This window comes from Mycobacterium sp. Soil_C_30 (assembly GCF_057656995.1).
The window spans coordinates 34,035-55,687 of sequence record NZ_JBDGJH010000024.1 but is presented as its reverse complement, the minus strand read 5'-3'; the positions used below and the strand labels follow the sequence as shown (position 1 = coordinate 55,687).

Here is a 21,653-nt window from a genome sequence, read left to right as displayed (position 1 = left end):
CTCAGACGCGCGCGGGCACCGACAGCGGCTCGGACACCTTGTCCGCCAGTGAGTTGTCGGTGAACGCGCCGCGGTAGCGGGCGGCCGGATGGGTCGAGGGCACGCGGTCAGCTCCCCCGCCGGACAGCTTGTGCCGCAACGTGCCCGACTTGTCGGTCGAGATCAAACCGCGTCTGCGCAGCTCGGGAAACAGCAGCTCGGCGATATCGCTGAAGGTGTGCGGGCGCACCGCATGGAAGACGTTCACCCCGTCGATCCCCGCGTCTCGCCACTCCTCCAGTTTGTCGGCGACCTGTTCGGGGGTGCCGACAATGCGGCTGCTGCGTTCGAACGCGCGGCCCAGATCGGCGATCGTCGGGTCATCGGTACCCGCGGACTCGCCCGCCCAGCGCGCCCAACCCTGCACACCGCGGAACTCGCCGAGCTGCGAAAGTGGTGTCTCCAATCGCAGCGCTCCGGCGTCGATACCGGCGTCACCGAGGATGTGGCACAGCACGCCCTCGACGGACAGCAGCTCCTCCATCCGGGCTTCCTTCTCACGGGCCTCGTCCTCGGTGCGGCCCACCACCAGCGAGAGCCCCTGGAAGAACTTGACGTCATAGGGGTCGCGGCCGTAATCGGATGCGAGGGAACGGGTTTCCTCGATCAGGCCACGTGCCGACGCCGGATCCGGGCTGGAGATGAACACCCCTTCTGCGTTGCGGGCCGAAAAGCGTTGCCCCACCGGGGAAGCGCCGGCCTGGAACAGGAACGGGACCCGCTGCGGTGACGGCGCGACGAAGTGCGGCCCCTCCACCGAGAAGTGCTCACCGACGTGATTGATGCGATGGATCTTGGAGGCGTCGGCGTGCACGCCGGCGGCTTTGTCGGCGACGAGGGCGCCCTCGTCCCAGGAGCCTTCCCACAACTTGTAGGCCACGTCGACATACTCCGCAGCGATCTCGTAGCGCAGGTCGTGCTCGATGAGCTTGTCGTGCCCGTAGTTGCGATAGGTGTTGTCGGAGAAGCTGGTGACGATGTTCCAGCCCACCCGGCCACGGGTGTAGTGATCCAAAGTCGAGATGCGCCTGGCGAAGTCGAACGGCGGGCTCTGCACGATGGAGCTGGTGTACACCAGGCCGATGTTCTTGGTGGCGGCGGCCAGAGCCGAGATAAGCACCGACGGGTCGTTGGTCGGGATCTGCATGCCCTCGCGGGCCACCAGCTCATACGATCCGTTCCACGGTGAGCGCAACCCGCTGACATCGGCAAAGAACAGCAGGTCGTAGCCGGCCTGATCGACTTCCCGGGCCAGCTCGGTCCAGTGCTCCAGAGAGTTGATCTGGTGGTTCTCGGCCGACGGATCGCGCCACAGCCCGTGGATGACGTGCGACGGCGTGTTCATCACGAATGCCGAGTAATACAGCGGACGGTTTTTGGGCGGTTTTGGCACCAAGCCACCCTAGGAGCGCCACTGCCGGCCGTCGGGGGTTCAAATCAGCGTGGTCGGAAGTCGTGGCCGGAACTAGAGCCCCAGCAGCCGCGTCGACTCCTCACGCATCTGCACCTTGCGGACCTTGCCGGTGACCGTCATGGGGAACTCGTCGACGATGTGCACATACCGTGGGATCTTGAAGTGCGCCAACTTGTTCGAGGCATACGCCCGAAGTGCCTCTGCATCCAGCGGTTCACGGTCGGCGCGCATCCGGATCCACGCGCAGATCTCCTCGCCGTACTTGACGTCCGGAACACCGATCACCTGCGCATCCTCGATGTCGGGATGGGTGTAGAGGAACTCCTCGATCTCGCGGGGGTAGACGTTCTCGCCACCGCGGATGATCATGTCCTTGATCCGGCCCACCACATTGCAGTAACCGTCGTCGCGCATCACGGCCAGATCTCCGGTGTGCATCCACCCATCGGAATCGATTGCCTCGCTGGTCTTCTCGGGATCCTCCCAGTAGCCCAGCATCACCGAGTAACCGCGGGTGCAGAACTCGCCTGGCTCACCGCGGGGTACCACCTCACCGGTGTCGGGATCGACGATCTTGATCTCGACATGGGGATGCGCGCGCCCGATCGAGGCGGTACGCCGCTCGAGATCGTCGTCGATCAAGGTCTGACACGACACCGGCGAGGTCTCGGTCATCCCGTAGGCGATCGCCACTTCGTCCATGTGCATATCGGCGATGCAACGCTTCATCACCTCGACGGGGCACACCGCACCGGCCATGATCCCGGTGCGCAACGACGACACGTCCTTGTCCGCGAAATCAGGGTGGCCCAGCATCGCGATGAACATCGTGGGCACGCCGTATACACCGTTACAGCGTTCTGCGGCAACCGCATCCAGGGTTGCCCCCGGATCGAAACCGGGCGCCGGAATGACGATGGTGGCGCCGTGGCTGGTACACCCGAGGTTGCCCATCACCATGCCGAAGCAGTGGTAGAACGGCACCGGGATGCACAACTTCTCCCCGGGTTGCAGCGCGATCATCTCGGTGACGAAGAACCCGTTGTTGAGGATGTTGCGATGCGAGAGGGTGGCTCCCTTGGGGAATCCCGTTGTACCGGAAGTGTATTGGATGTTGATCGGGTCGGTGTTGCGCAGCTTCGCACCCCGGGCGTGCAGCTGATCGGCGGAGACGTCCGCCGACCGGGCGCACAACCGGTCCCAGTCCTCGGTACCGAGGAAGATCACGTCCTGGACGTCGGCACGCACCTCGGCCACCATCGTCACGTAGTCGGAGGTCTTGAAACCCGTCGCCGCGATCAGCGTCCGCACCCCGGATTGCCGTAACACGTAAGCCAATTCATGTGTCCGGTAGGCCGGGTTGATGGTCACCAGCACGGCGCCGATCTTCGCCGTCGCGTACTGTACGAGGACCCATTCGGCGCAGTTCGGAGCCCAGATACCCACCCGGTCACCCGCCTGCACACCGAGTGCCATCAGGCCGCGCGCCACCACGTCGACATCGGCGTCGAACTCGCGGTAGGTCCAGCGCCGGTCACCCGCCACATCGACCAGGGCGTCCACGTCCGGGTACGCGGCCACCGTGGCCTCCAGGTTGGCCCCGATCGTCATCTCCAGGATCGGGGTGTTCGTCGGTCCAGAGTCGTAAGAGTTCACTGCATCAGGTCCTCATAGCGGTATTCGGTGGCGATCGGAGCTCCGGCCTGATGGGCCTCCTCTTCCCGGCGGCGCAGCTCGACGCGCCGGATCTTGCCGGAGATGGTCTTGGGCAGCTCGGAGAACTCCACCCGCCGCACCTTGAGGTAGGGGGCGAGGTGGTCACGGGCGTGCTCGAGGATGGCCTTGGCGGTCTCTTCGGACTCCTCCCAACCCGCGGCCAGCGCGATATATGCCTTGGGCACCGCCAGCCGGGTGGCGTCGGGTTGCGGAACCACGGCCGCCTCCACCACCGCGGGATGCTCGATCAACACGCTCTCCAACTCGAACGGCGAGACCTTGTAATCGGAGGACTTGAACACGTCATCGGTGCGGCCGATGTAGGTGATGTAGCCGTCCTCGTCACGGCTGGCGACATCACCGGTGTGGTAGTAACCGCCTGCCATGACGGTGGCGTTGCGCTGCGGGTCCCCGAGGTATCCGGTCATCAGGTTGAGCGGGCTGCGGCTCAGGTCCAGACAGATCTCCCCCTCGTCGGCCAATTCGCCACTCACCGGGTCGACGAGCACCACCGGGACACCGGGCATCGGCCGGCCCATGGACCCGGCTTTGACCGGTGCGCCCGGTGTGTTACCCACCTGCAGGGTGGTCTCGGTCTGGCCGAAGCCGTCACGAATGGTCAGCCCCCACGCCCGTTCCACCTGCGCGATGACGTCCGGGTTCAGCGGTTCCCCGGCGCCCAGGACCTCACGCAGGCCTTCCGGTTTCGCCCCGAGATCGGCCTGGATCAGCATCCGCCACACCGTCGGGGGCGCACAGAAGGTGTTCACCTTCGCCCGTCGCAACTGGTTCAGCAAGGCGGTGGCATCGAAGCGGGCGTAGTTGTAGACGAAGATCGTGGCCTCGGCGATCCACGGGGCGAAAAAACAGCTCCAGGCGTGTTTGGCCCAGCCCGGCGAGCTGATGGCCAGATGTACGTCACCGGGTTTCACGCCGATCCACGCCATGGTCGAGAAGTGCCCGACGGCGTAACTGATCTGAGAATGCTCGACGAGTTTGGGCTTGCTGGTGGTACCGGAGGTGAAGTAGATCAACATGGGGTCGTCCACCGAGGTCACCGCTTCGAACTTCTGCGGCTGTTCGTCGTAGGCGTCGGTGTAGGTGTGCCAGCCGTCCACGGGCTCGCCGACCACGATGCGCGTGTAGTCGCCGTCGACCTGCGCGAACTTGGCGGTGTCGGCGGTGTTGGCGACGACGAAGCGTGCGCCGCCGCGGCTGATCCGGTCACTCAGATCCGCCGCGCCCAGCGCCCCGGTGGTGGGCATGATGATGGCGCCCAGCTTGGCGATGGCCAGCATGGCCTCCCACAGTTCGACCTGGTTCCCCAGCATCAGGATCACCCGGTCGCCCTTGCCGACGCCCCGCGCGCGCAGCCACACCGCCACCCGGTCGGAGCGTTGTGACATCTCGGCGAAGCTGACCTTCTGCTCGGAGCCGTCGGCTTCGACGATCCACAGGGCCGGCCGGTCATTACCGGCGGCGATGACGTCGAACCAGTCGACGGCCCAGTTGAACGTGCCGGTCAGACGGGGCCATTCGAAGCTCGCGACCGCTTTGTCATAGTCGCTGATGACGTCGACCAACTGGTCGCGCGCGCTGCGATACAGATCGGTGTTGCTCATACCAACTAGGATCTACGTCACAGTTGTCCGTGCACTACCCCCGAAAGAGGGTGAATTCGTGACCGTGCTGCGGCCGCGCGACACTGACGCGGTTCGTGCCGAACTGCGTGGCATTGCGGCCGAGGCCGCCGTACCGGTGCTCTTCGGCGGCGAGGTACAGGGCGGCAGCCTGTTGCTCACCGAGTTCGTGGGCACCCGCACCAGTGGACTGCGCGGCCTCACCGTGCACCGCAACTCCGGCCTGGGCGGCGCGAGCATGGTTTCCGGCCGCGCACTGTCGGTGTCCGATTACCGCAACGCCGCGTCCATCACCCACGACTACGACGCGCCGGTGCTGACCGAGGGCATTCGCAGTGTGCTGGCCGTACCGGTGGTGGTCGACGGTCAGCCGCGGGCGGTGCTCTACGGCGCGCACCGGGCCAGCGCGCCGATCGGCGGACGGACCGCCGAACTGATGCTCGCCGCGGCCCACCGGCTGGGCCGCGAGCTGCATGTACGCGACGAGGTGGACCGGCGGATGCGGCTGCGCGAGGCCGCCCTGGCCGGCGCCATGGGCGCCGACGAAGACGTCCGCGCGGTACACGCCGAGCTGCGCCGGCTCGCCGCCGCGGCCGAAGCGCCCACCCCTGCGCAGCTCCAGGCGCTGGCCGATCAGTTGGCGGGCGGAGTGACGGGCGCACCCGGTGCGCCGCTGGGCCGGTCGCCGAGCCCGAGGGACGAGGGCGACAGCGGGCCGGCCCCATACAAACTGAGCGGACGCGAGCTGGATGTGCTGGCCCAGGTGGCGTTGGGTTGCACCAACGCTGAGGCGGCGCAACGTCTTTCATTGAGGCCGGAGACCGTCAAGAGCTACCTGCGCAGCGCCACCACCAAACTGGGCGCCCGTACCCGCTACGAGGCCGTGTCCAAAGCCAGGTTGGCCGGACTGCTGCCGTGACCCTGGAGACCGACTACCTGGTGATCGGTGCGGGTGCCACGGCAATGGCGTTCGTCGACACCCTGGTCGGTGAAACCTCCGCACAGGTGGTGATGGTGGACCGCAACCACCAGCCCGGCGGGCACTGGAACACCGCGTACCCGTTCGTGCGGCTGCACCAGCCGTCGGCGTACTACGGCGTGAACTCGCGCCGGCTCGGTACCGACACCATCGACAGCGTGGGCCTCAACGCCGGGTTCTACGAGTTGGCCGGTGGCGCAGAGGTGTGCGCGTACTTCGACACCGTGATGCGGGCGCACCTGTTGCCGACCGGACGCGTGTCGTACTTCCCGATGAGCGAGTACCTCGGTGACGGCCGGTTTCAGACGTTGGGCGGTGAGGTGGTCGAGGTGACGGCGCGGCGACGCATCGTCGACACCACTTACGTCGGGGTGACGGTGCCGTCCATGCGCCCACCGCCCTATCCGGTGGCCGACGGTGTGCGGTGTGTGGCACCGAATGAGTTGCCGCGCTTACCCTCTCATGATCACTATGTGATCGCCGGCGCGGGTAAGACCGCGATGGACACTGTTCTGTGGCTGTTGCGCCACGGGGTCCGGCCGCAGCAGCTGACGTGGATCAAACCGCGCGATTCGTGGCTGCTGGATCGTGCCGCGATCCAGCCCGGGAAGACGTTCGCCAAACGCGTACTCGCCGACGTCAGTGCACAACTGCGCGCCGTCGACGCGGCCGAGTCCGTGGACGACCTGTTCACCCGGCTCTCCGACGCCGGCTGCCTGCTGCGCATCGACGAGTCGGTGACCCCGCAGATGTACCGGTGCGCCATCGTGTCCGCGGCCGAACTGGAGCAGCTGCGCCGCGTCGAGAACGTGGTGCGCATGGGTCACGTGCTGGCCATTCACAGCGACCACGTGGTGCTGGAACACGGTTCATTGCCCGCGCAGGACTCGACCCTCTACATCGACTGCAGCTCGGACGGTCTGGGCAGCCGCGGTGTGGCCACCGTGTTCGACGGTGACACCATCACGCTGCAGACCGTGCGCACCTGCCAGCCGGTGTTCAGCGCGGCCGTCATCGCCCACGTCGAGGCCGCGCACGCCGACGACGCCACCCGCAATGCCTACTGCCAACCGGTGCCGAACCCGCACGAACCGCTGGACTGGCTGCGAATGATGCTTGCGTTCAACAGCAATCAGCTACGGTGGTTCTCCGACCCGGAGATGATGGCGTGGCTGGACACCGCGCGGCTCAACGTGCTCAGCCATGCCACTGCCGCCGTGAGCGAACGCGCCCGGGCCAAGATCATTGACATGCTGTCGTCGCAGTTGCACCGCACCAACGACAAGCTGGAGATGCTGCTGAGCGTGTGAGTCAGGGCTGGGCATCTCCGGTGCCACCTTCGCCGAGGCGGCGGTGCAGCTGGGCGTTGAGTGCCTGGGCTTCGGCGAGCTGATCCTCGAGAATGATGATGCGGCATGCGGCGTCCAGGGCCGTGCCGTTGTCGACCAGTTCGCGGACTCTGGCCGCGATCCGTAACTGGTAACGGGAGTATCGGCGATGCCCGCCGTCGGACCGATGCGGAACAAGCAGTTTCGCCTCGTCGAGGCTTCTCAGAAAGGCCGGGGTGGTTTCGAGGATCTTGGCGGCACTACCCATGCTGTACGCGGGATAGTCCTCATCGTCGAATTTGTCCGCCGGACTGGCGCCGGTAGAGCCAGGATTCGTGGAAACCACATCACCTTTCGATCGGGGTATCGCAACAAGAAGGGCCGGCACCCCGGTGCACCAATCGCACCGAGGACGCCGGCCCTGAGGAGATTACTACCATCTTGTGATACTGCTGTGTAACTGCGGCATCGGCCCGAAAACGACGAACACGGGCGATCCGACGGTAACTCGCTCCTTTCTTTTCCTCTGCACTACCACTGCCGCGAAACACCTACTGCGGCAGGTCTTCTTTCCTCAACTCACGGGTAGTTCGTCATCTCCCGTGCCTCTGGCCCCTTCTCTCTTCGACAATGCCCACTCTACCCCTGGCGAGAGAGAATATCTACACCCACGACTGAAGATTTTCTGCTCGATCGAGTCAGGCCAGCGAATGCACCCAAGCCTGGTGCAGTGCGGCGTAGTGACCGCCGGTGTCGCGGATCAACTCGGCGGGCGGGCCGTCCTCGATGATGCGGCCGTGCTCGAGCACCAGCACCCGGTCGGCGACCTCCACCGTCGAGAGCCGGTGTGCGATCACCAGGGCCGTGCGGTCGGCCAGCACCGTCTCCAGCGCCTGCTGCACCATCCGCTCGCTGGGGATGTCCAGCGACGAGGTGGCCTCGTCGAGGATCAGCACCGCGGGGTCGGCGAGGAAGGCCCGCGCGAACGCCACCAGCTGACGCTGGCCGGCCGAGAGCCGGCCGCCGCGCTTGGCGACGTCGGTGTCGTAGCCGTCCGGCAGCGCGGTGATGAACCTGTCCGCGCCCACGGCCTCGGCGGCGGCACGCACTTCGGCGTCGGTGGCCTGAGGTTTACCGAAACGGATGTTGTCGGCGATGGTGCCGTCGAACATGAAGTTCTCCTGCGTCACCATCACCACGTGCCTGCGCAGTTCGTTCTGGTCGAGATGGCGCAGGTCCGTGTTGTCGAGAGTGACGGCGCCCGAGGTGGGGTCGTAGAACCGGGCGATGAGTTTGGCGATGGTGGTCTTCCCCGCGCCGGTGGTGCCCACGAGCGCAACGGTCTGCCCGGCGGGCACCGTGAGGTCCAGATCGGGCAGCACCGGCCGGCCCGGCACGTACTCGAAGCCCACGTGCCGGAACGCGACCTCACCGCGCACCTGGTCCAGCCGGGCAGGGGCGGCCGGGTCGGCGATCGCGGGAGCGGTGGCCAGCACGCCGGCCAACTTCTCCAGCGCGGCGGCCGCCGACTGGAAGGTGTTGAAGAACTGGGTGATCTCCTGCATCGGTTCGAAGAACATCCGCAGATACAGCAGGAACGCGGCCAGTGTGCCGATGGTCATCTCGCCGTGCAGCACGCGGTAACCGCCGTAGAGCAGCACCACGCCGGTGGTGAGGTTGCCGACGAGTTTGACGCCTGGCATGAAGACGGCCAGCAATTTGAACGTCTTCTCGTTGATGTCCTTGTACCGGTCGGCGACTTCTTCGAAGATCTCCTGGTTGCGCTGCTCGCGACGGTAGGCCTGTACGGCCTTGATGCCCGTCATGGTCTCGACGAACTGCACGATCACCAGTGCCGCGCTTTCGCGGACCTCGCGGTAGGTCTTCGCCGACTCCGAACGGAACCAGGCCGCCATCAACAGCAGGATCGGGAAAGCGACCAGGCACATCAGACCCAACCGCCAGTCGAGCACCACCAGCAGCACCGCCGTGCCGAACAACGTCAGCACCGCGGTGATCAGGCTGTCGAAGCCGTTCTGCAGCATTTCCTGAATGGCGTCGACGTCATTGGTGGAACGGCTGACCACCCGGCCGGAGGTGTAGCGGTCGTGGAACGCGACATCGAGGCGGCCGAAGTGCCGGAAGATCCGCCGCCGCAGTTCCAGCAACGCACTCTGGCCGATGCGCCCCGACCGGCGCAGGAAGAACATCCGGCTGATCGCCTGAACCAGCACCACCGCGCAGAGGGTGGCCACGATCAGGATCAGTTCGCGTGCCGAGCCGCCGTCGACGATGGGCGGGATGCCGTGGTCGATACCGCGCTGGATCAGCAGCGGCACCGTCAGCCGCGCGGCGTTCTCGATGACAACGACGACGGCCAGGATCAGCACCGCCGTCTTGAACGGGCGCAGCAGGTCGAACAACAGCGCCTTGGCCTCGCGCCGCCGCGGCTGCTGCTCATCGATGGGCAGGTTGTCGTCCTGCTGGTCGTCGAGGCGGCCGCGCCACCCGGCACTCTGGCGCGAGGTGGTGACCGTCATCGCCGCTCCCCTTCCATCCCGGCGAATTCGCGTGCGGCGCAAGCGTCTTCGGTCGCATGCTGTTCGCAGTATTCCTGCTCGAGTTCGGCACGTCCGTCGGTCCAGCCCGGTTCGGGTTCCGCGCCGTCGTCGAGTTCGTCATCGGCGGCCAGCAGGTACCGGTAGGCCGGCACCGTCTCGAGCAGTTCCGAGTGGGTACCGACGTGGGTGATCGTGCCGTTCTGCAGCAGCGCCACCTGATCGGCCAGCAGCACGGTCGACGCGCGGTGGGCGACGATGATGCCCGTCACCGACACGAGCACCCGGCTCAAGGCGTCGGTGACCGCCGCCTCGGTGTGGACGTCGAGCGCCGACAGGGTGTCGTCGAGTACCAGGATCTTCGGGCCGGCCAGGATGGCGCGAGCCAGGGAAAGCCGTTGCCGCTGCCCGCCGGACAGGCTCATGCCCTGCTCGCCGATGCGGGTGTCCAGGCTGTAGGGCAGGTCGTAGACGAACCCCGCCGCGGCCACGTCGATGGCCTCGGACAGGTCGGCTTCAGAGGCGTCGGGGCGGCCCAGTTTGAGGTTCTCGGCCACCGACATCGAGAACAGCGTCGGGTCCTCGAACGCCGTGGCCACCGCTTCCCGCAGCGCGGGCAGGCTCAGCTCGCGGATGTCGGTGCCGTCGACCCTGATCTCACCCTCGGTGACGTCGTAGAGGCGTGACAGCAGCGCCGCCAGCACCGACTTGCCCGAGCCCGTCGCACCCACCAGCGCCATGGTCTGCCCCGGTTCGACGGTGAGGTTCACATGACGCAGCGCCCAGTCGTCGTCGGCGGCGTCGGGGAACCGGAAACCGACGTCTACTAGTTCGAGACGGCCACCGCGCGGAGTGTCGGCCTCGGGCCCGTCGGTGATCTCACGGGGGGCATCGAAGATCTCGGCGATGCGGTTTGAGGCGGTGAAGGACTCCTGCATCATCGACAGCAGGAAACCCAGTGAGGCGATGGGCCACACCAGCGACAGCATCATGGTGATGAACGCGACGAGCGTGCCCATGGTGACCGCCCCGGTGCCGGCGGCGTAGGCGCCGAAACCGAGCACGATGATCAGCGTCAGGTTCGGGATGATCTCCAGCAGCGTCCAGAACTTCGCGGACACCCCGACTTTCGCGATCTGGGTGTCGTACAGCTTGGAGGCCTGGGCGTCGAACCGGTCGTAGACGTACTGCTCGCGACCGAACGACTTGACCACACGCACCCCGAGGGCGGCCTCCTCGACGTGGGTGGCCACGTGGCCGGCCTGGTCCTGGGCCAGCCGGGACAACCGGGTGAACTCGCGCTCGAAGTGCAGCACCGTCAACGTGATGGGCACGATGGACGCCACCACCACCGCACCCAGCGGCCAGTACACGGCCAGCAGGATGCCGGTGACGACCACGATCTGGATGGCGTTGAGCACCAGGAACACCAGCCCGAACGACAGGAACCGGCGGATGGACGACAGGTCGTTCATCACCCGGGACAGCAGCTGGCCGGACTGCCAGCGGGTGTGGAACGACATGGGCAGCACCTGCAGCCGGGCATACAGGTCCTTGCGGATATCGGCTTCCACACCCATGGTGGCGCGCGCGACCAGCCAGCGGCGGATGAACCAGAGCACCGCCTCGGTGATGCCCACACCGAGGGCGGCCGTGCCGAGGATCCACAGCCCCCGCTGGTCTTGCTGCCGGACCGGGCCGTCGATGACCGCCTTGGTCATCAGCGGGATCGAGATGGTGGCCACCAGGCTGGCGAGCGCGACGAGGATCATCGCGATCCACCGCGTCTTGTACGGCTTCAGGTACGGCAGCAGGCGCAGCAGATCCGAGGCGGAGCGAACTCTGGCCGGGGCAGGCGCGATCGCCGGTTCCGAGCGGAGCCCGTCGTGCGCGCGCATCAGATCACCACTTTTCGTCTCGTGTCGTACTCCAAGTCATAGACCACGCCGCCGACAGGAACACCGGTGCTGACCCCCGCATTCCAGATTGCCACGCTTGTCTAATCAATAACGGGTCAAGCGGCCTGTCGACCGAACTGCGTTTCGTACAGTTCGGCGTACCGGCCACGCCGTGCCAGCAACCGCTCGTGGGTGCCGCGTTCGACGATGCGGCCGTCTTCGACGACCAGGATCAGGTCGGCCGCGCGCACCGTGGACAGCCGGTGCGCGATCACCAGCGACGTCCTTCCGGCCAGTGCCTCCGAGAGCGCCTGCTGCACAGCCACTTCCGATGAAGAGTCCAGTGCGGCCGTGGCCTCGTCGAGAACCACCACCCGGGACTTGCCGAGCAGCAGCCGGGCGATGGTCAAGCGCTGCCGCTGACCACCGGAGAGGCGGTACCCGCGTTCACCGACCACCGTGTCGAGCCCGTCGGGCATGTCGGCCACCACGTCGTCCAGCCGGGCCCGGCGCAGCGCGGCCCACAGTTCGGCGTCGGTGGCCCCGGGGTTGGCCAGCCGCAGATTCGCACCGATGGTCTCGTGGAACAGGTGCCCGTCCTGGGTGACCAGCCCGACGGTGTCCCGCAGGGACTGCGCGGTCAGGTCACGCACGTCGACCCCGGCCAACCGGACGGCGCCGGAGTCGACGTCGTACAGGCGGGCCAGCAGGGACGCGATGGTCGACTTGCCCGCACCCGAAGACCCGACCAGCGCAATCATCTGACCGGGCTCGGCGCGGAACGAGACGCCGTGCAGTACCTCGGCACCGCCGCGGTCGTCCAGCACGGCGACCTCCTCCAGCGAGGCCAACGACACCTTGTCCGCGGACGGATAGCTGAACCGCACGTCGTCGAAATGGACGGACACCCCGCCGTCGGGAACGGGGCGGGCGTCGGGTTTCTCCTGGATCAGCGGAACCAGGTCCAGCACCTCGAACACCCGCTCGAAGCTCACGAGCGCCGACGCGATCTCGACGTGGGCGTTGGCAAGTGCGGTCAGTGGGGCATAAAGACGGGTCAGCAGCAGCGCCAGCGACACGATGGCACCGGCCTGCAGTGCACCGCCGATCGCCAGCACCCCGCCCAGGCCGTACACCAGCGCCAGTGCCAGCGCCGACATCAACGTCAGCGAGTTCATGAACGTGGCCTGCAGCATCGCGGTCTTGACGCCGATATCGCGCACCCGGCCGGCCCGGGCGGCGAACTCCCCGGATTCGCTGGCGGGATTGCCGAACAGCTTGATCAGCGTCGCCCCCGGAGCGGAGAACCGCTCGGTCATCTGGGTGTTCATGGTGGCGTTGTGGATGGCGCTCTCCCGGCTCAGCCGGGCCATGGTGCGGCCGATCCGGCGCGCAGGCATGAGGAACAACGGCATCAACACCAGCGACAGCAACGTGATCTGCCAGGAGATCCCGAGCATCACCACCAATGTCAGGGTCAGCGTCACCACGTTGGTGACGACGCCGGACAGCGTGTCGGAGAAAGCGCGCTGCGCGCCGATGACGTCGTTGCCGAGGCGGCTGACCAGCGCCCCGGTGCGGGTGCGGGTGAAGAAGGCCACCGGCATGCGCTGCACGTGATCGAACACCGCGGTGCGCAGATCCAGGATCAAACCCTCACCGATGGTCGACGACAGCCAGCGGGTCACCATCGCGATCCCCGCTTCGGCCACCGCCACCGCGGCGATCACCAGCGCCAGGATGACGATCACGCGGGCGGCGCCGCCGTGCACGATCTCGTCGACCACGCGCCCGGCCAGCAGCGGGGTGGCCACCGTCAGCAGCGCACTGACCACGCTGATCGCGACGAACAGGCCCAATCGGCGGTGGTGCCGGGCCGAGAACGTCCAGATGCGTCTGAGCAGCGAGGTATCGGCCAGTGCGCGCAGGTCAGCACGATCTGACTTGATCTGCCGGTACAGCGTGTGCCGGGCTACGGTCTCGATGCTCATGAATCCACCGTAGGACCTCAACTATTGTTCAGGTCAAAAGCTTCCCGTCAGGAAGGTTGCCAACGCGCCTTCCCGACACACAGGACTCGATCAGGCAAGATGTCGGGCATGGACAGTGGATCGGCCTCACCCCGGGTCTTGGTGGTTGACGACGATGCCGACGTGCTCGCTTCGCTGGAACGCGGGCTGCGGTTGTCCGGATTCGAGGTCTCGACCGCCGTCGACGGCGCCGAGGCACTGCGCAGCGCCACCGAAACCCGCCCCGATGCGATCGTGCTCGACATCAACATGCCCGTCCTCGACGGGGTGAGCGTGGTGACCGCACTACGGGCAATGGACAACGACGTGCCGGTGTGTGTGCTCTCGGCCCGCAGCTCGGTCGACGACCGGGTGGCCGGCCTGGAAGCCGGCGCCGACGACTACCTGGTGAAACCTTTTGTGCTGGCGGAACTGGTGGCGCGGGTGAAAGCGCTGTTGCGTCGCCGCGGCGCCACGGCGACGTTCTCCTCGGAGACCATTTCGGTGGGCCCGCTGGAGGTCGACATCCCGGGCCGGCGCGCGCGGGTCAACGGTGTGGACGTCGATCTGACGAAACGCGAGTTCGACCTGCTGGCGGTCCTGGCCGAACACAAGACCGCGGTGCTGTCCCGAGCCCAGCTGTTGGAGCTGGTGTGGGGTTACGACTTCGCCGCCGACACCAACGTCGTCGACGTCTTCATCGGATACCTTCGGCGCAAACTCGAAGCCGGTGGCGCCCCGCGCCTGCTGCACACCGTTCGGGGCGTGGGGTTCGTCCTCAGGACGCAGTGACACCGTGCTGTCGCGGATCCTCACTCGGACGCCCTCGCTGCGCACCAGGGTGGCCTTCGCGACAGCCATCGGCGCCGCGATCGTCGTGACGATCGTCGGCGCCATCGTCTGGGTGGGCATCACCAACGACCGCAAGGAACGACTGGACCGGCGCCTCGACGAGGCCGCCGGATTCGCCATCCCGTTCCTGCCGCGCGGGCTCGCCGAGATCCCCCGCTCCCCCAACGACGCCGACGCGGTGATCACCGTGCGCCGTGGCGGCGAGGTGAAATCGAACACCAACGTGATCCTGCCGCAGTTGGACACCGACTACGCCGACACCGAGATCGGTGGTGTGCGCTACCGGGTCCGCACGGTCGAGATGGCCGGCCCCGCCGGCCCCATGTCGGTCGCGGTGGGTGCCACCTACGACGACACCATCACCGACACCAACAACCTGCACCGGCGGGTGCTGCTGATCTGTGGTTTCGCCATCAGCGCCGCCGCGCTGCTCGGGTGGCTGCTCGCGGCGTTCGCGGTGCGGCCGCTCAAGCGGCTGGCTCAGCAGACCCGGACGGTCGACGCCGGCGACGCGGCCCCCGAGATCGAGGTGCGCGGCGCCAGTGAAGCCGTCGAGATCGCCGAGGCCATGCGCGGCATGGTGCAACGGTTGTGGAAAGAGCAGGACCGCACCAAGGAGGCGCTGGCGTCGGCACGCGACTTCGCCGCGGTGTCCTCCCACGAACTGCGCACCCCGTTGACCGCGATGCGCACCAACCTCGAAGTGCTGACCACCCTGGATCTGCCCGATGAACAACGCAAAGAGGTGCTGGGCGACGTGGTTCGCACCCAGTCGCGGATCGAAGCCACGCTGTGGGCGCTGGAACGCCTTGCGCAGGGCGAACTGTCGACCTCCGACGACCACACCACCGTCGACATCACCGAACTGCTGGACCGGGCCGCCCACGACGCGATGCGCATCTATCCCGACCTCGAGGTGTCGCTGGTGCCCGCGCCGACCGTCATCATCGTCGGGCTGCCCGCCGGCCTGCGCCTGGCCGTCGACAACGCCATCGCCAATGCTGTCAAACACGGCATTGCCACACACGTGCAGCTGTCGGCGGTCAGTTCCCGCGCCGGCGTCGAGATCGCCGTCGACGACGACGGGGTGGGAATCCCGGAGGAGGAACGCGAGCAGCTCTTCGAGCGATTCGCCCGCGGTTCCACCGCGTCGCACTCCGGCTCCGGACTGGGCCTGGCGCTCGTCGCCCAGCAGGCCCAATTGCACGGCGGCACAGCCACCTTGGAGTCCAGCCCCCTGGGCGGCACCCGCCTGATGCTGCGGTTGCCCGGGCCGGGACCGACGACCCGGTGAGCATCGAAGCCGCCGCCCGCGGTGTGGGCATGGTGCCCGCGTTCCAGCCCATCGTGTCGCTGCCCGATGAGGCGGTGGTCGGGTTCGAGGCGCTGGCCCGTTGGCCGCAGGCCGCCGCCCTGGGGCCCGCCGCGGTGTTCGCGCACGCGCGTGAGCACGGCGACGTCGACCAGCTCGACCAGATGTGCATCACGATCTCGATCGAGCAGGCCTTGCGGTCGACGCTGCCGGACGGAGCATTGCTGTCGGTCAACTGCGAACCGGCCAGCACCTACCGGCCAGTGACACCCGCCAAGGACCATCTGCAGGTGATGTTCGAGATCACCGAACGCAGCATGCTGGTGCAGCCGCATCTCCTGTTGAAGAAGGTGGCGGCCCTGCGCGCCGACGGTCATCTGATCGCGTTGGACGACATCGGCGCTCATCCCGATTCCTCGGCGCTGCTCGACGTCATCTCCCCCGATGTGATGAAACTGGATCTGGCACTTGTGCAGTCACAGCCGGACTTCCGGCAGGCCCAGACGTTGTCGGCCGTCCTGGCCCATCACGAGCGCACGGGCTCGGTGATCCTCGCCGAAGGAATCGAAACCGACGCGCACCTCGAACAGGCTCTCGCCGTGGGCGCCCAACTCGGCCAGGGCTACCGGTTCGGCGCCCCGGCGGCACTGCCCGACGCCATCACCGGTGGTTCGTGGGCGTCGCGGTACGGGGCCGGCCAGCCCGCCAGACTCGCAGCGGACTCACCGTTTGCGCTCGTGGACGGGCACCGCCGGGTGCGAACGGCGCGCAAGGAAACCGTGCTCGCGTTGTCCCGGCACATCGAGGCACAGGCCCAGCGCGCGGCGGATCCACCCATCATGCTGGTGGCCCTGCAACGCTCAGAGCATCTGAGCCCCGCCACGAGGCGGCGCTACCGAGCGCTCGCCGAGCGGTCTCCGCTGGTGGCGGTGTTCGGCGAGCACATGGTCGCCGAACCCGACGCGGGTCTGCGCGGGGTGGCGTTGGGCAGCGACGATCCCATGTGTCTGGAGTGGACGGTGGTGGCCCTGGGACCCCACACCGCGGCCGCGCTGATCGCCAGGGAACATCCGGGCAACACCAGTCACACGCCGGACGGAGATCGCCGCTTCGATTTCCTCGTCACCTACGACCGCCAACTGGTGAGCGAGACGGCCCACAACATGCTGGGCCGGATCCGGTAGCGCTCTAGCGGGTGCCCAACAGGTCGATCACGAAGATCAGGGTCTTGCCCGACAGCCGATGTCCGCCGCCGGCGGGGCCGTAGGCCTGCTCCGGCGGGATGGTCAGCTTGCGGCGGCCGCCGACCTTCATGCCGGGGATGCCGTCCTGCCAGCCCTGGATGAGGCCCCGCAGTGGGAACTCGATCGACTGGCCACGGTTCCAGGAGCTGTCGAACTCCTCACCGGTGTCGTACTCCACGCCGACGTAGTGCACCTCGACGTTGGCGCCCGGCACGGCTTCGGCACCCTCGCCGACCACCAGGTCTTCGATCACGAGCTGGCTCGGCGCGGGGCCGTCAGGGAATTCGATCTCCGGTTTTGTGCTCACCGGCCTCACCCTACTGTGGTGTCTGCAGCCATTCGGTGGGTCTGAGCAATACGACCTCGGGCACGATGCAGGCCGGCGACAGCCGGGTGGTCATCCGCACCACTTCGGCGACGTCGGTGGGCGCGATCATCTGCTTTGTGGGGATTCCGTACGGCTGCGCCATCGGGGTGTCGACGACGCCGGGACAGATGACCGTGGCCCGGATCCCCGACGCGGCGAGTTCGTCGTGCAGCGCCTCGGTGAATGCCACCACCCCGGCCTTGGTCGCCGAATAGGACGCCAACGTGGCCTCGCCGCGTTTACCGGCGTTGGAGGCCGTGCTGATCACCTGGGCGGTGCCGCGCAGCGCCACGGCCTTCACGAGCAACGGCAGACTCTTGGCGGTCAGCAGGATCGGGGCGCGCAGGTTCACCGCCCACTGCTCGTCGAGAAAACCGGCGGTGATCTCACCGACCGGTCGATGACCGGAGATGCCGGCGTTGTTCATCAGCACGTCCAGCGCGCCGAACGCCGCGCCATGACGGGCGACGACGTCATCGAGAAAACGTTCGTCGGCCAATGAGCCGGCGGCGGCCTGCACCGGTGGTCCCGGCTTCTCGGTCAGCCCGGCGACGGCCCGGTCCAGCTTGTCGGCATCGCGCCCGACCACGGTGAGCGCGAACCCCTCCTGCCGCAGAACGTGAGCGACGGCCAGACCGATACCGCTGGACGCACCCGTGACGACGGCGCTGCGGTGCTGAGATTGCATCTGCGTATTCTCGCCGCTGTCAGGCACACTGGTCAGGTGGCCAAAGACCAGGACATCCTCGCCGAAGTGAACAAGCTCGTCGCCGAGGAGAAGGAGCTGCGGGACAAGTTGCAGCAGCACGAAATCGACGAGTCCGAGGAGCACCAGCGGTTGCGGGCGGTCGAGGTCCAGCTCGATCAGTGCTGGGACCTGCTGCGGCAGCGGCGCGCACTGCGCGAATCCGGTGGCGACCCCGCATCAGCGCAGGTGCGGCCGGCCAATGAGGTCGAGGGTTACCTGAACTGACTACTGCGAGCCGTCGGCCGGGCAGTTCACCATGACGTAGGCCAGCGGCGACGCGTGGACGTCGATGTTCGTCACGGTGCATTCCGACAGCGGGATGTCCGACGGCTCCCCGGCGGTCCACTGGACCTTGACGTCGTAACCCTGACTGGTCAGGGTGCGCACGGTGTCACCCGGTGATTCGGTGCCGGCTTCCGGCGGCGCGGGCAGGGCGGGCGTGGGCTCGGCAAGCGCAATCGGCGCGCTGACCACCAAGGCGACCGCCATGCTGGACGCGATGAACCATGGAGCACGCAACATGTCTGTTCCTTACTGCGAGGTGTCCGGCGGACAGCTGATCATGATGTAGGCCAGTGGGGCCGCATGGACATCGATATTCGTCACAGTGCAGTACTTGAGCGGGATATTCGACGGATATCCGCTGACCCACTCGATCTCCACGTCATAACCCTGCTTGCCGAGCGTCTCGATGGCGTCCATCGGCGCCTGCGTCCCGGCCATCGGCGGGGTGGGCAGGGGTGTTGTGGTGGTGGGTGTGGGCTCGGCGCCTGCCGGCGGGGCGACGATCAGGGCGGCGGTCACCGTGGCGGCGAGTGTCCAGAGCGTGCGTGATCGTGTCACTCGGCCTCGGTACCCGAATCCGCGTCGGATACTTCGCTTTCCGAGGTGTCGGTCTTGTCGGAGTCGGTCTCGTCGGTGACGTCAGGCTCCTCGGTGACGTCAGGCTCCTCGGTGACGTCAGGCTCCTCGGTGTCTTCGGTGTCGTTGATGTCTTCGGTGTCCTTGGGCTTCTCGTCCTGCTCGTCGCTGGTCTCGGGCTCCGGTTCAGCCTCCACGGCGGCCCTGTCCGCGACATCAGCGTCCTCGAAATCGGTGTCGTCGATATCGGCGTCATCGATATCGGTGTCGTCGAGCCCAGGGTCATCGACCTCCTCCACCGGGCCGGCGGCGACGTCACCCGACGAGGGCGTCGGGATGGGTGGGATAGACCGGCCCACCAACTTGAGGATGGTGTTGGCGGCCGAGATCAGATCGTTGAGCGACGTGATCACCGCGTCGGACTGCCCGCTGATCAGTTGCAGCGGAATGCTGACCACCAGCAGTGGTCCGGCGACCAGCAGATAGCCCGCCGCGGCGAGGGCATCCACAAAGTCGATCGGTGTCAGCGGTGTGGCCGGCGTGTCGCCTACGCCGTCGGCGTCGATATCGTCGTCGGGGGCGGCGGCGGCTGCGATCACCCTGGGCGCCGGCGTCGAAACCGGTTCCACCGCACGCCGATACACCACAGTCAGCGGCGGAGGCAGAGTGGCACTCGATGCGGTCAGTGCCACATTCGGACGATACGCGACGGGCACGGGCTCTTCGGCGGGGCGGGACTCGCTCACCGGCAGCACCAGGCAGGCCGTCACCGCCGCGGACAATGCGGGGCGGATGAAAGTGGTTGCGCGCAAGGTCTTTCTCCTACTGCTGTGGTGGCTCTGTGGGCAACGGCTTGCCGACACCTTCGACCGGGTTCTGCCCCAGCAACGCGCCCTCCAGCCCGCCGGCGCGGTAAGTGTCAACCAGGCGCTTGAGGTAGTCGATGCTGGAGATGTTCGCGTTCTCCTGGCCGGGCTCGACACCGACGATCTGACCTTCGCCGGGCGCGGCCGGAATCACGTTCTGCGGCAACAGGTACTGGTTGTTCCACGGGTTGAGGTTCGGCGCGGTGGCCGGTACGCCCGAGCCCGGCGCCGATGGCACCGCGTGCTGGCCGAGCACGTATTCACTGACGGTCTGGCCGGACAGATCCGGCGGTGCGGGCAGACCCCCGACCGACACCGGGGCACCGGCCTGCGCCAGCGGGAACAACGGCGACGCCGGCGGAGGCGGCGGGTTGGGTGGCGGCGGTGGGGGTTCGGCACCGGCGGCCCCGATCGATGACATCGCGGCTGCCACCCACAATGCGCCAAGCGCAACGAATTTGACGACTACTCTAGTCATCGGGCGTCACACCACCATGGCGACGCCGTAGTAGGCGACGATGTCGTCGGCGGTCTCGGTCGAGCTGGTGAGGATCGCATAGGACCGTAGGAACGACTGGCCGATGCAGCCGTCGATCTTGATGTGGATGTCCTTGAGCGTGACGCGCGGCGCCGTGCCCTCGAAGCTCTTGGTGGTCACCGTCGAGGTGATCACTTCACCCGGCTGCGGGAACACCTCCATCTGTGCGGTCACCGGGATGTTGGTGTTGCCCAGCCCCAACGGCCCGACGCTGGGCTGGAATCCGACCGAGCCGTTGAGTTTCACGACGTTCAGTTCGATACCGCAACCGATCTGGTAACCGACCTCGAGGGTGCCGCCCTGCACGGGTGCACTCCCGTCACCCTTGATTGTGCCGGTGAAGGTGCCACCGACCAGGTACTCGCGCGACGATGCCGCCGTGGTCAGCGGTGCGATGGCCAACTGGGTCTCGTCCTGTGCTCCGACGCTGAGCTCCCAGCCGTCAGGCGTGACGACGAAACCCGGCGGTTCCGAGGCGACCGCGCCGTTGGGCGGCGCCACGTCGGGAACAGGTTCGGCGGCCGCCGAAGGAACTGCGGTGAAAGCGATCAGCGCTGCCGACGCGGCCGCGGTGATGCGGCGGATCATACGACGGTCACCTGTCCCGCGTAGGTCACGATGTCATCGGTGTCGGCACTCGAACTCTTGAACGTCGCGTAGGACTGGATGAAGGACTGGCCGACACACCCGTCGACCCTGACGCGGAACCCGGTCACCGTCACCCGCGCCTCTTTGCCCTTGTAGTCCTTCTGCCCCACCGGCACTGTGGTGACGGTGCCCGGCCTGAGGTTGATCTTGATTTGGCCGTTGACCGGGAACTGCACCGCTCCGATCACGGCATTCGACCCGAAAGTCGGTGTGGCGCCGACAGATCCGAGCATCTCCACGGGGCCGCCCACGATACCGCAACCGATCCGGTACCCGACCACCAACGAACCACCCTTGAGTGCAGTGGGACCTTCACCGGCGACCGTGCCGGTGAACGTGCCGCCGACCAGATACTCCCGCGACGTCAGCGCCGTCGTCAGCGGCGCCACCGCAACCCGGGTCTCGTCGTTGCCTGCCACCGTCAGCTCCCACCCGTCGGGCGTCTGGAGGTAGCCGGCGGCCGCGGGAGCAATGGCTCCGTTGGGCGGAGGAGGCGGCGGCGGTGCCGCGTCGGCGACCGGCTGCGGGTCGAGCACCGGCTCCGCAATCGCCTGTGTCGGGGTGCACAGCGCCACTGAAAGCGCAGCCAACACCATGGCCGTCCCGCGAATCCGCATGTAAGAAACGCCTCTCCTG

At 67.1% G+C, this 21,653-nt stretch carries 21 protein-coding genes; 6 read left to right on the top strand and 15 right to left on the bottom strand.

From position 1 onward, the window contains the following. Position 1: 1 nt before the first annotated feature. From AC3A6P_RS30530 to AC3A6P_RS30520, 3 genes are all read right to left on the bottom strand, one after another. Positions 2 to 1,384 (bottom strand): NtaA/DmoA family FMN-dependent monooxygenase, encoded by a 1,383-nt coding sequence (locus AC3A6P_RS30530; RefSeq protein ID WP_487696186.1) that lies wholly within the window; start codon positions 1,382 to 1,384, stop codon positions 2 to 4. Positions 1,385 to 1,504: 120 nt separating this feature from the next. After that, positions 1,505 to 3,109, bottom strand: a complete 1,605-nt coding sequence (locus tag AC3A6P_RS30525) for an AMP-binding protein (RefSeq protein WP_487696122.1) — start codon at positions 3,107 to 3,109, stop codon at positions 1,505 to 1,507. Beyond that, positions 3,106 to 4,791: an AMP-binding protein gene (locus AC3A6P_RS30520; RefSeq protein ID WP_487696121.1), complete on the bottom strand. Its 1,686-nt coding sequence runs from the start codon at positions 4,789 to 4,791 to the stop codon at positions 3,106 to 3,108. Before AC3A6P_RS30520 ends, AC3A6P_RS30525 begins: the two co-directional genes overlap by 4 nt. 58 nt (positions 4,792 to 4,849) lie before the next feature. Here AC3A6P_RS30520 and AC3A6P_RS30515 point away from each other — a divergent pair, with 58 nt between their 5' ends. Then, positions 4,850 to 5,728, top strand: coding sequence for a LuxR C-terminal-related transcriptional regulator (locus AC3A6P_RS30515; protein WP_487696120.1), 879 nt, complete (start codon positions 4,850 to 4,852; stop codon positions 5,726 to 5,728). 44 nt (positions 5,729 to 5,772) lie between these two features. Continuing rightward, complete coding sequence (locus AC3A6P_RS30510) at positions 5,773 to 7,098, top strand: NAD(P)/FAD-dependent oxidoreductase (protein ID WP_487696185.1); 1,326 nt, start codon at positions 5,773 to 5,775, stop codon at positions 7,096 to 7,098. Between the two features lies 1 nt (position 7,099). Here AC3A6P_RS30510 and AC3A6P_RS30505 read toward each other — a convergent pair whose 3' ends face one another. From AC3A6P_RS30505 to AC3A6P_RS30490, 4 genes are all read right to left on the bottom strand, one after another. Beyond that, positions 7,100 to 7,384, bottom strand: a complete 285-nt coding sequence (locus AC3A6P_RS30505) for a MerR family transcriptional regulator (protein ID WP_487696184.1) — start codon at positions 7,382 to 7,384, stop codon at positions 7,100 to 7,102. A 430-nt stretch (positions 7,385 to 7,814) separates the two neighbouring features. Then, positions 7,815 to 9,656: an ABC transporter ATP-binding protein gene (locus AC3A6P_RS30500; protein ID WP_487696119.1), complete on the bottom strand. Its 1,842-nt coding sequence runs from the start codon at positions 9,654 to 9,656 to the stop codon at positions 7,815 to 7,817. Then, entirely contained in the window at positions 9,653 to 11,572 is a 1,920-nt protein-coding gene (locus tag AC3A6P_RS30495; protein ID WP_487696118.1) for an ABC transporter ATP-binding protein, read from the bottom strand. Before AC3A6P_RS30495 ends, AC3A6P_RS30500 begins: the two co-directional genes overlap by 4 nt. Positions 11,573 to 11,688: 116 nt before the next feature. Next, on the bottom strand, positions 11,689 to 13,563 hold the full coding sequence (locus AC3A6P_RS30490) for an ABC transporter ATP-binding protein (protein WP_487696117.1): 1,875 nt from the start codon (positions 13,561 to 13,563) through the stop codon (positions 11,689 to 11,691). Between the two features lie 99 nt (positions 13,564 to 13,662). Between AC3A6P_RS30490 and prrA the strand changes: the two genes are divergently transcribed. The 3 genes from prrA to AC3A6P_RS30475 are packed head-to-tail and all read left to right on the top strand — an operon-like array spanning position 13,663 to position 16,929. Then, on the top strand, positions 13,663 to 14,373 hold the full coding sequence (gene prrA, locus AC3A6P_RS30485; RefSeq protein WP_487696116.1) for a two-component system response regulator PrrA: 711 nt from the start codon (positions 13,663 to 13,665) through the stop codon (positions 14,371 to 14,373). Positions 14,374 to 14,377: 4 nt separating this feature from the next. Then, the gene (locus tag AC3A6P_RS30480) at positions 14,378 to 15,727 is read left to right on the top strand and encodes a HAMP domain-containing sensor histidine kinase (protein ID WP_487696183.1); all 1,350 of its coding nucleotides are present in this window, start codon (positions 14,378 to 14,380) and stop codon (positions 15,725 to 15,727) included. Further along, entirely contained in the window at positions 15,724 to 16,929 is a 1,206-nt protein-coding gene (locus AC3A6P_RS30475) for a sensor domain-containing phosphodiesterase (RefSeq protein ID WP_487696115.1), read from the top strand. The genes AC3A6P_RS30480 and AC3A6P_RS30475 overlap by 4 nt, the downstream gene beginning before the upstream one ends. A gap of 4 nt (positions 16,930 to 16,933) precedes the next feature. On the opposite strand, the gene AC3A6P_RS30470 is transcribed toward AC3A6P_RS30475, so the two are convergent. Continuing rightward, positions 16,934 to 17,296: an FKBP-type peptidyl-prolyl cis-trans isomerase gene (locus AC3A6P_RS30470; protein WP_487696114.1), complete on the bottom strand. Its 363-nt coding sequence runs from the start codon at positions 17,294 to 17,296 to the stop codon at positions 16,934 to 16,936. A 10-nt stretch (positions 17,297 to 17,306) separates the two neighbouring features. Continuing rightward, a complete protein-coding gene (locus tag AC3A6P_RS30465) occupies positions 17,307 to 18,044 on the bottom strand; it encodes an SDR family oxidoreductase (protein ID WP_487696113.1) in 738 nt (245 codons plus the stop codon). Positions 18,045 to 18,080: 36 nt separating this feature from the next. Here AC3A6P_RS30465 and AC3A6P_RS30460 point away from each other — a divergent pair, with 36 nt between their 5' ends. After that, positions 18,081 to 18,329, top strand: a complete 249-nt coding sequence (locus tag AC3A6P_RS30460) for a DUF2630 family protein (RefSeq protein WP_487696112.1) — start codon at positions 18,081 to 18,083, stop codon at positions 18,327 to 18,329. Here AC3A6P_RS30460 and AC3A6P_RS30455 read toward each other — a convergent pair whose 3' ends face one another. From AC3A6P_RS30455 to AC3A6P_RS30430, 6 genes are read right to left on the bottom strand one after another with little or no spacing between them, the layout of a single operon-like run. Further along, complete coding sequence (locus AC3A6P_RS30455; protein ID WP_487696111.1) at positions 18,330 to 18,626, bottom strand: hypothetical protein; 297 nt, start codon at positions 18,624 to 18,626, stop codon at positions 18,330 to 18,332. A 9-nt stretch (positions 18,627 to 18,635) separates the two neighbouring features. After that, positions 18,636 to 18,947, bottom strand: coding sequence for a hypothetical protein (locus tag AC3A6P_RS30450; RefSeq protein ID WP_487696110.1), 312 nt, complete (start codon positions 18,945 to 18,947; stop codon positions 18,636 to 18,638). After that, positions 18,944 to 19,777 carry a hypothetical protein gene (locus tag AC3A6P_RS30445; protein ID WP_487696109.1) on the bottom strand — a complete coding sequence of 278 codons (834 nt, stop codon included), beginning with the start codon at positions 19,775 to 19,777 and terminating at the stop codon, positions 18,944 to 18,946. Before AC3A6P_RS30445 ends, AC3A6P_RS30450 begins: the two co-directional genes overlap by 4 nt. A gap of 10 nt (positions 19,778 to 19,787) precedes the next feature. Beyond that, positions 19,788 to 20,309, bottom strand: coding sequence for a hypothetical protein (locus tag AC3A6P_RS30440; protein ID WP_487696108.1), 522 nt, complete (start codon positions 20,307 to 20,309; stop codon positions 19,788 to 19,790). Positions 20,310 to 20,315: 6 nt separating this feature from the next. After that, a complete protein-coding gene (locus AC3A6P_RS30435; protein WP_487696107.1) occupies positions 20,316 to 20,957 on the bottom strand; it encodes an MspA family porin in 642 nt (213 codons plus the stop codon). Then, complete coding sequence (locus tag AC3A6P_RS30430) at positions 20,954 to 21,634, bottom strand: MspA family porin (protein WP_487696106.1); 681 nt, start codon at positions 21,632 to 21,634, stop codon at positions 20,954 to 20,956. Before AC3A6P_RS30430 ends, AC3A6P_RS30435 begins: the two co-directional genes overlap by 4 nt. Positions 21,635 to 21,653 lie beyond the last annotated feature (19 nt).

Bases quoted from the DNA above. Each gene is read 5' to 3' on its own strand.
- AC3A6P_RS30440 (WP_487696108.1), bottom strand. From the start codon at position 20,309: ATGACTAGAGTAGTCGTCAAATTCGTTGCGCTTGGCGCATTGTGGGTG.
- AC3A6P_RS30500 (WP_487696119.1), bottom strand. From the start codon at position 9,656: ATGACGGTCACCACCTCGCGCCAGAGTGCCGGGTGGCGCGGCCGCCTC.
- AC3A6P_RS30495 (WP_487696118.1), bottom strand. From the start codon at position 11,572: ATGCGCGCGCACGACGGGCTCCGCTCGGAACCGGCGATCGCGCCTGCC.
- AC3A6P_RS30490 (WP_487696117.1), bottom strand. From the start codon at position 13,563: ATGAGCATCGAGACCGTAGCCCGGCACACGCTGTACCGGCAGATCAAG.
- AC3A6P_RS30505 (WP_487696184.1), bottom strand. From the start codon at position 7,384: ATGGGTAGTGCCGCCAAGATCCTCGAAACCACCCCGGCCTTTCTGAGA.
- prrA (WP_487696116.1), top strand. From the start codon at position 13,663: ATGTCGGGCATGGACAGTGGATCGGCCTCACCCCGGGTCTTGGTGGTT.
- AC3A6P_RS30435 (WP_487696107.1), bottom strand. From the start codon at position 20,957: ATGATCCGCCGCATCACCGCGGCCGCGTCGGCAGCGCTGATCGCTTTC.
- AC3A6P_RS30465 (WP_487696113.1), bottom strand. From the start codon at position 18,044: ATGCAATCTCAGCACCGCAGCGCCGTCGTCACGGGTGCGTCCAGCGGT.
- AC3A6P_RS30530 (WP_487696186.1), bottom strand. From the start codon at position 1,384: ATGAACACGCCGTCGCACGTCATCCACGGGCTGTGGCGCGATCCGTCG.
- AC3A6P_RS30510 (WP_487696185.1), top strand. From the start codon at position 5,773: ATGGCGTTCGTCGACACCCTGGTCGGTGAAACCTCCGCACAGGTGGTG.
- AC3A6P_RS30430 (WP_487696106.1), bottom strand. From the start codon at position 21,634: ATGCGGATTCGCGGGACGGCCATGGTGTTGGCTGCGCTTTCAGTGGCG.
- AC3A6P_RS30455 (WP_487696111.1), bottom strand. From the start codon at position 18,626: ATGTTGCGTGCTCCATGGTTCATCGCGTCCAGCATGGCGGTCGCCTTG.
- AC3A6P_RS30520 (WP_487696121.1), bottom strand. From the start codon at position 4,791: ATGAGCAACACCGATCTGTATCGCAGCGCGCGCGACCAGTTGGTCGAC.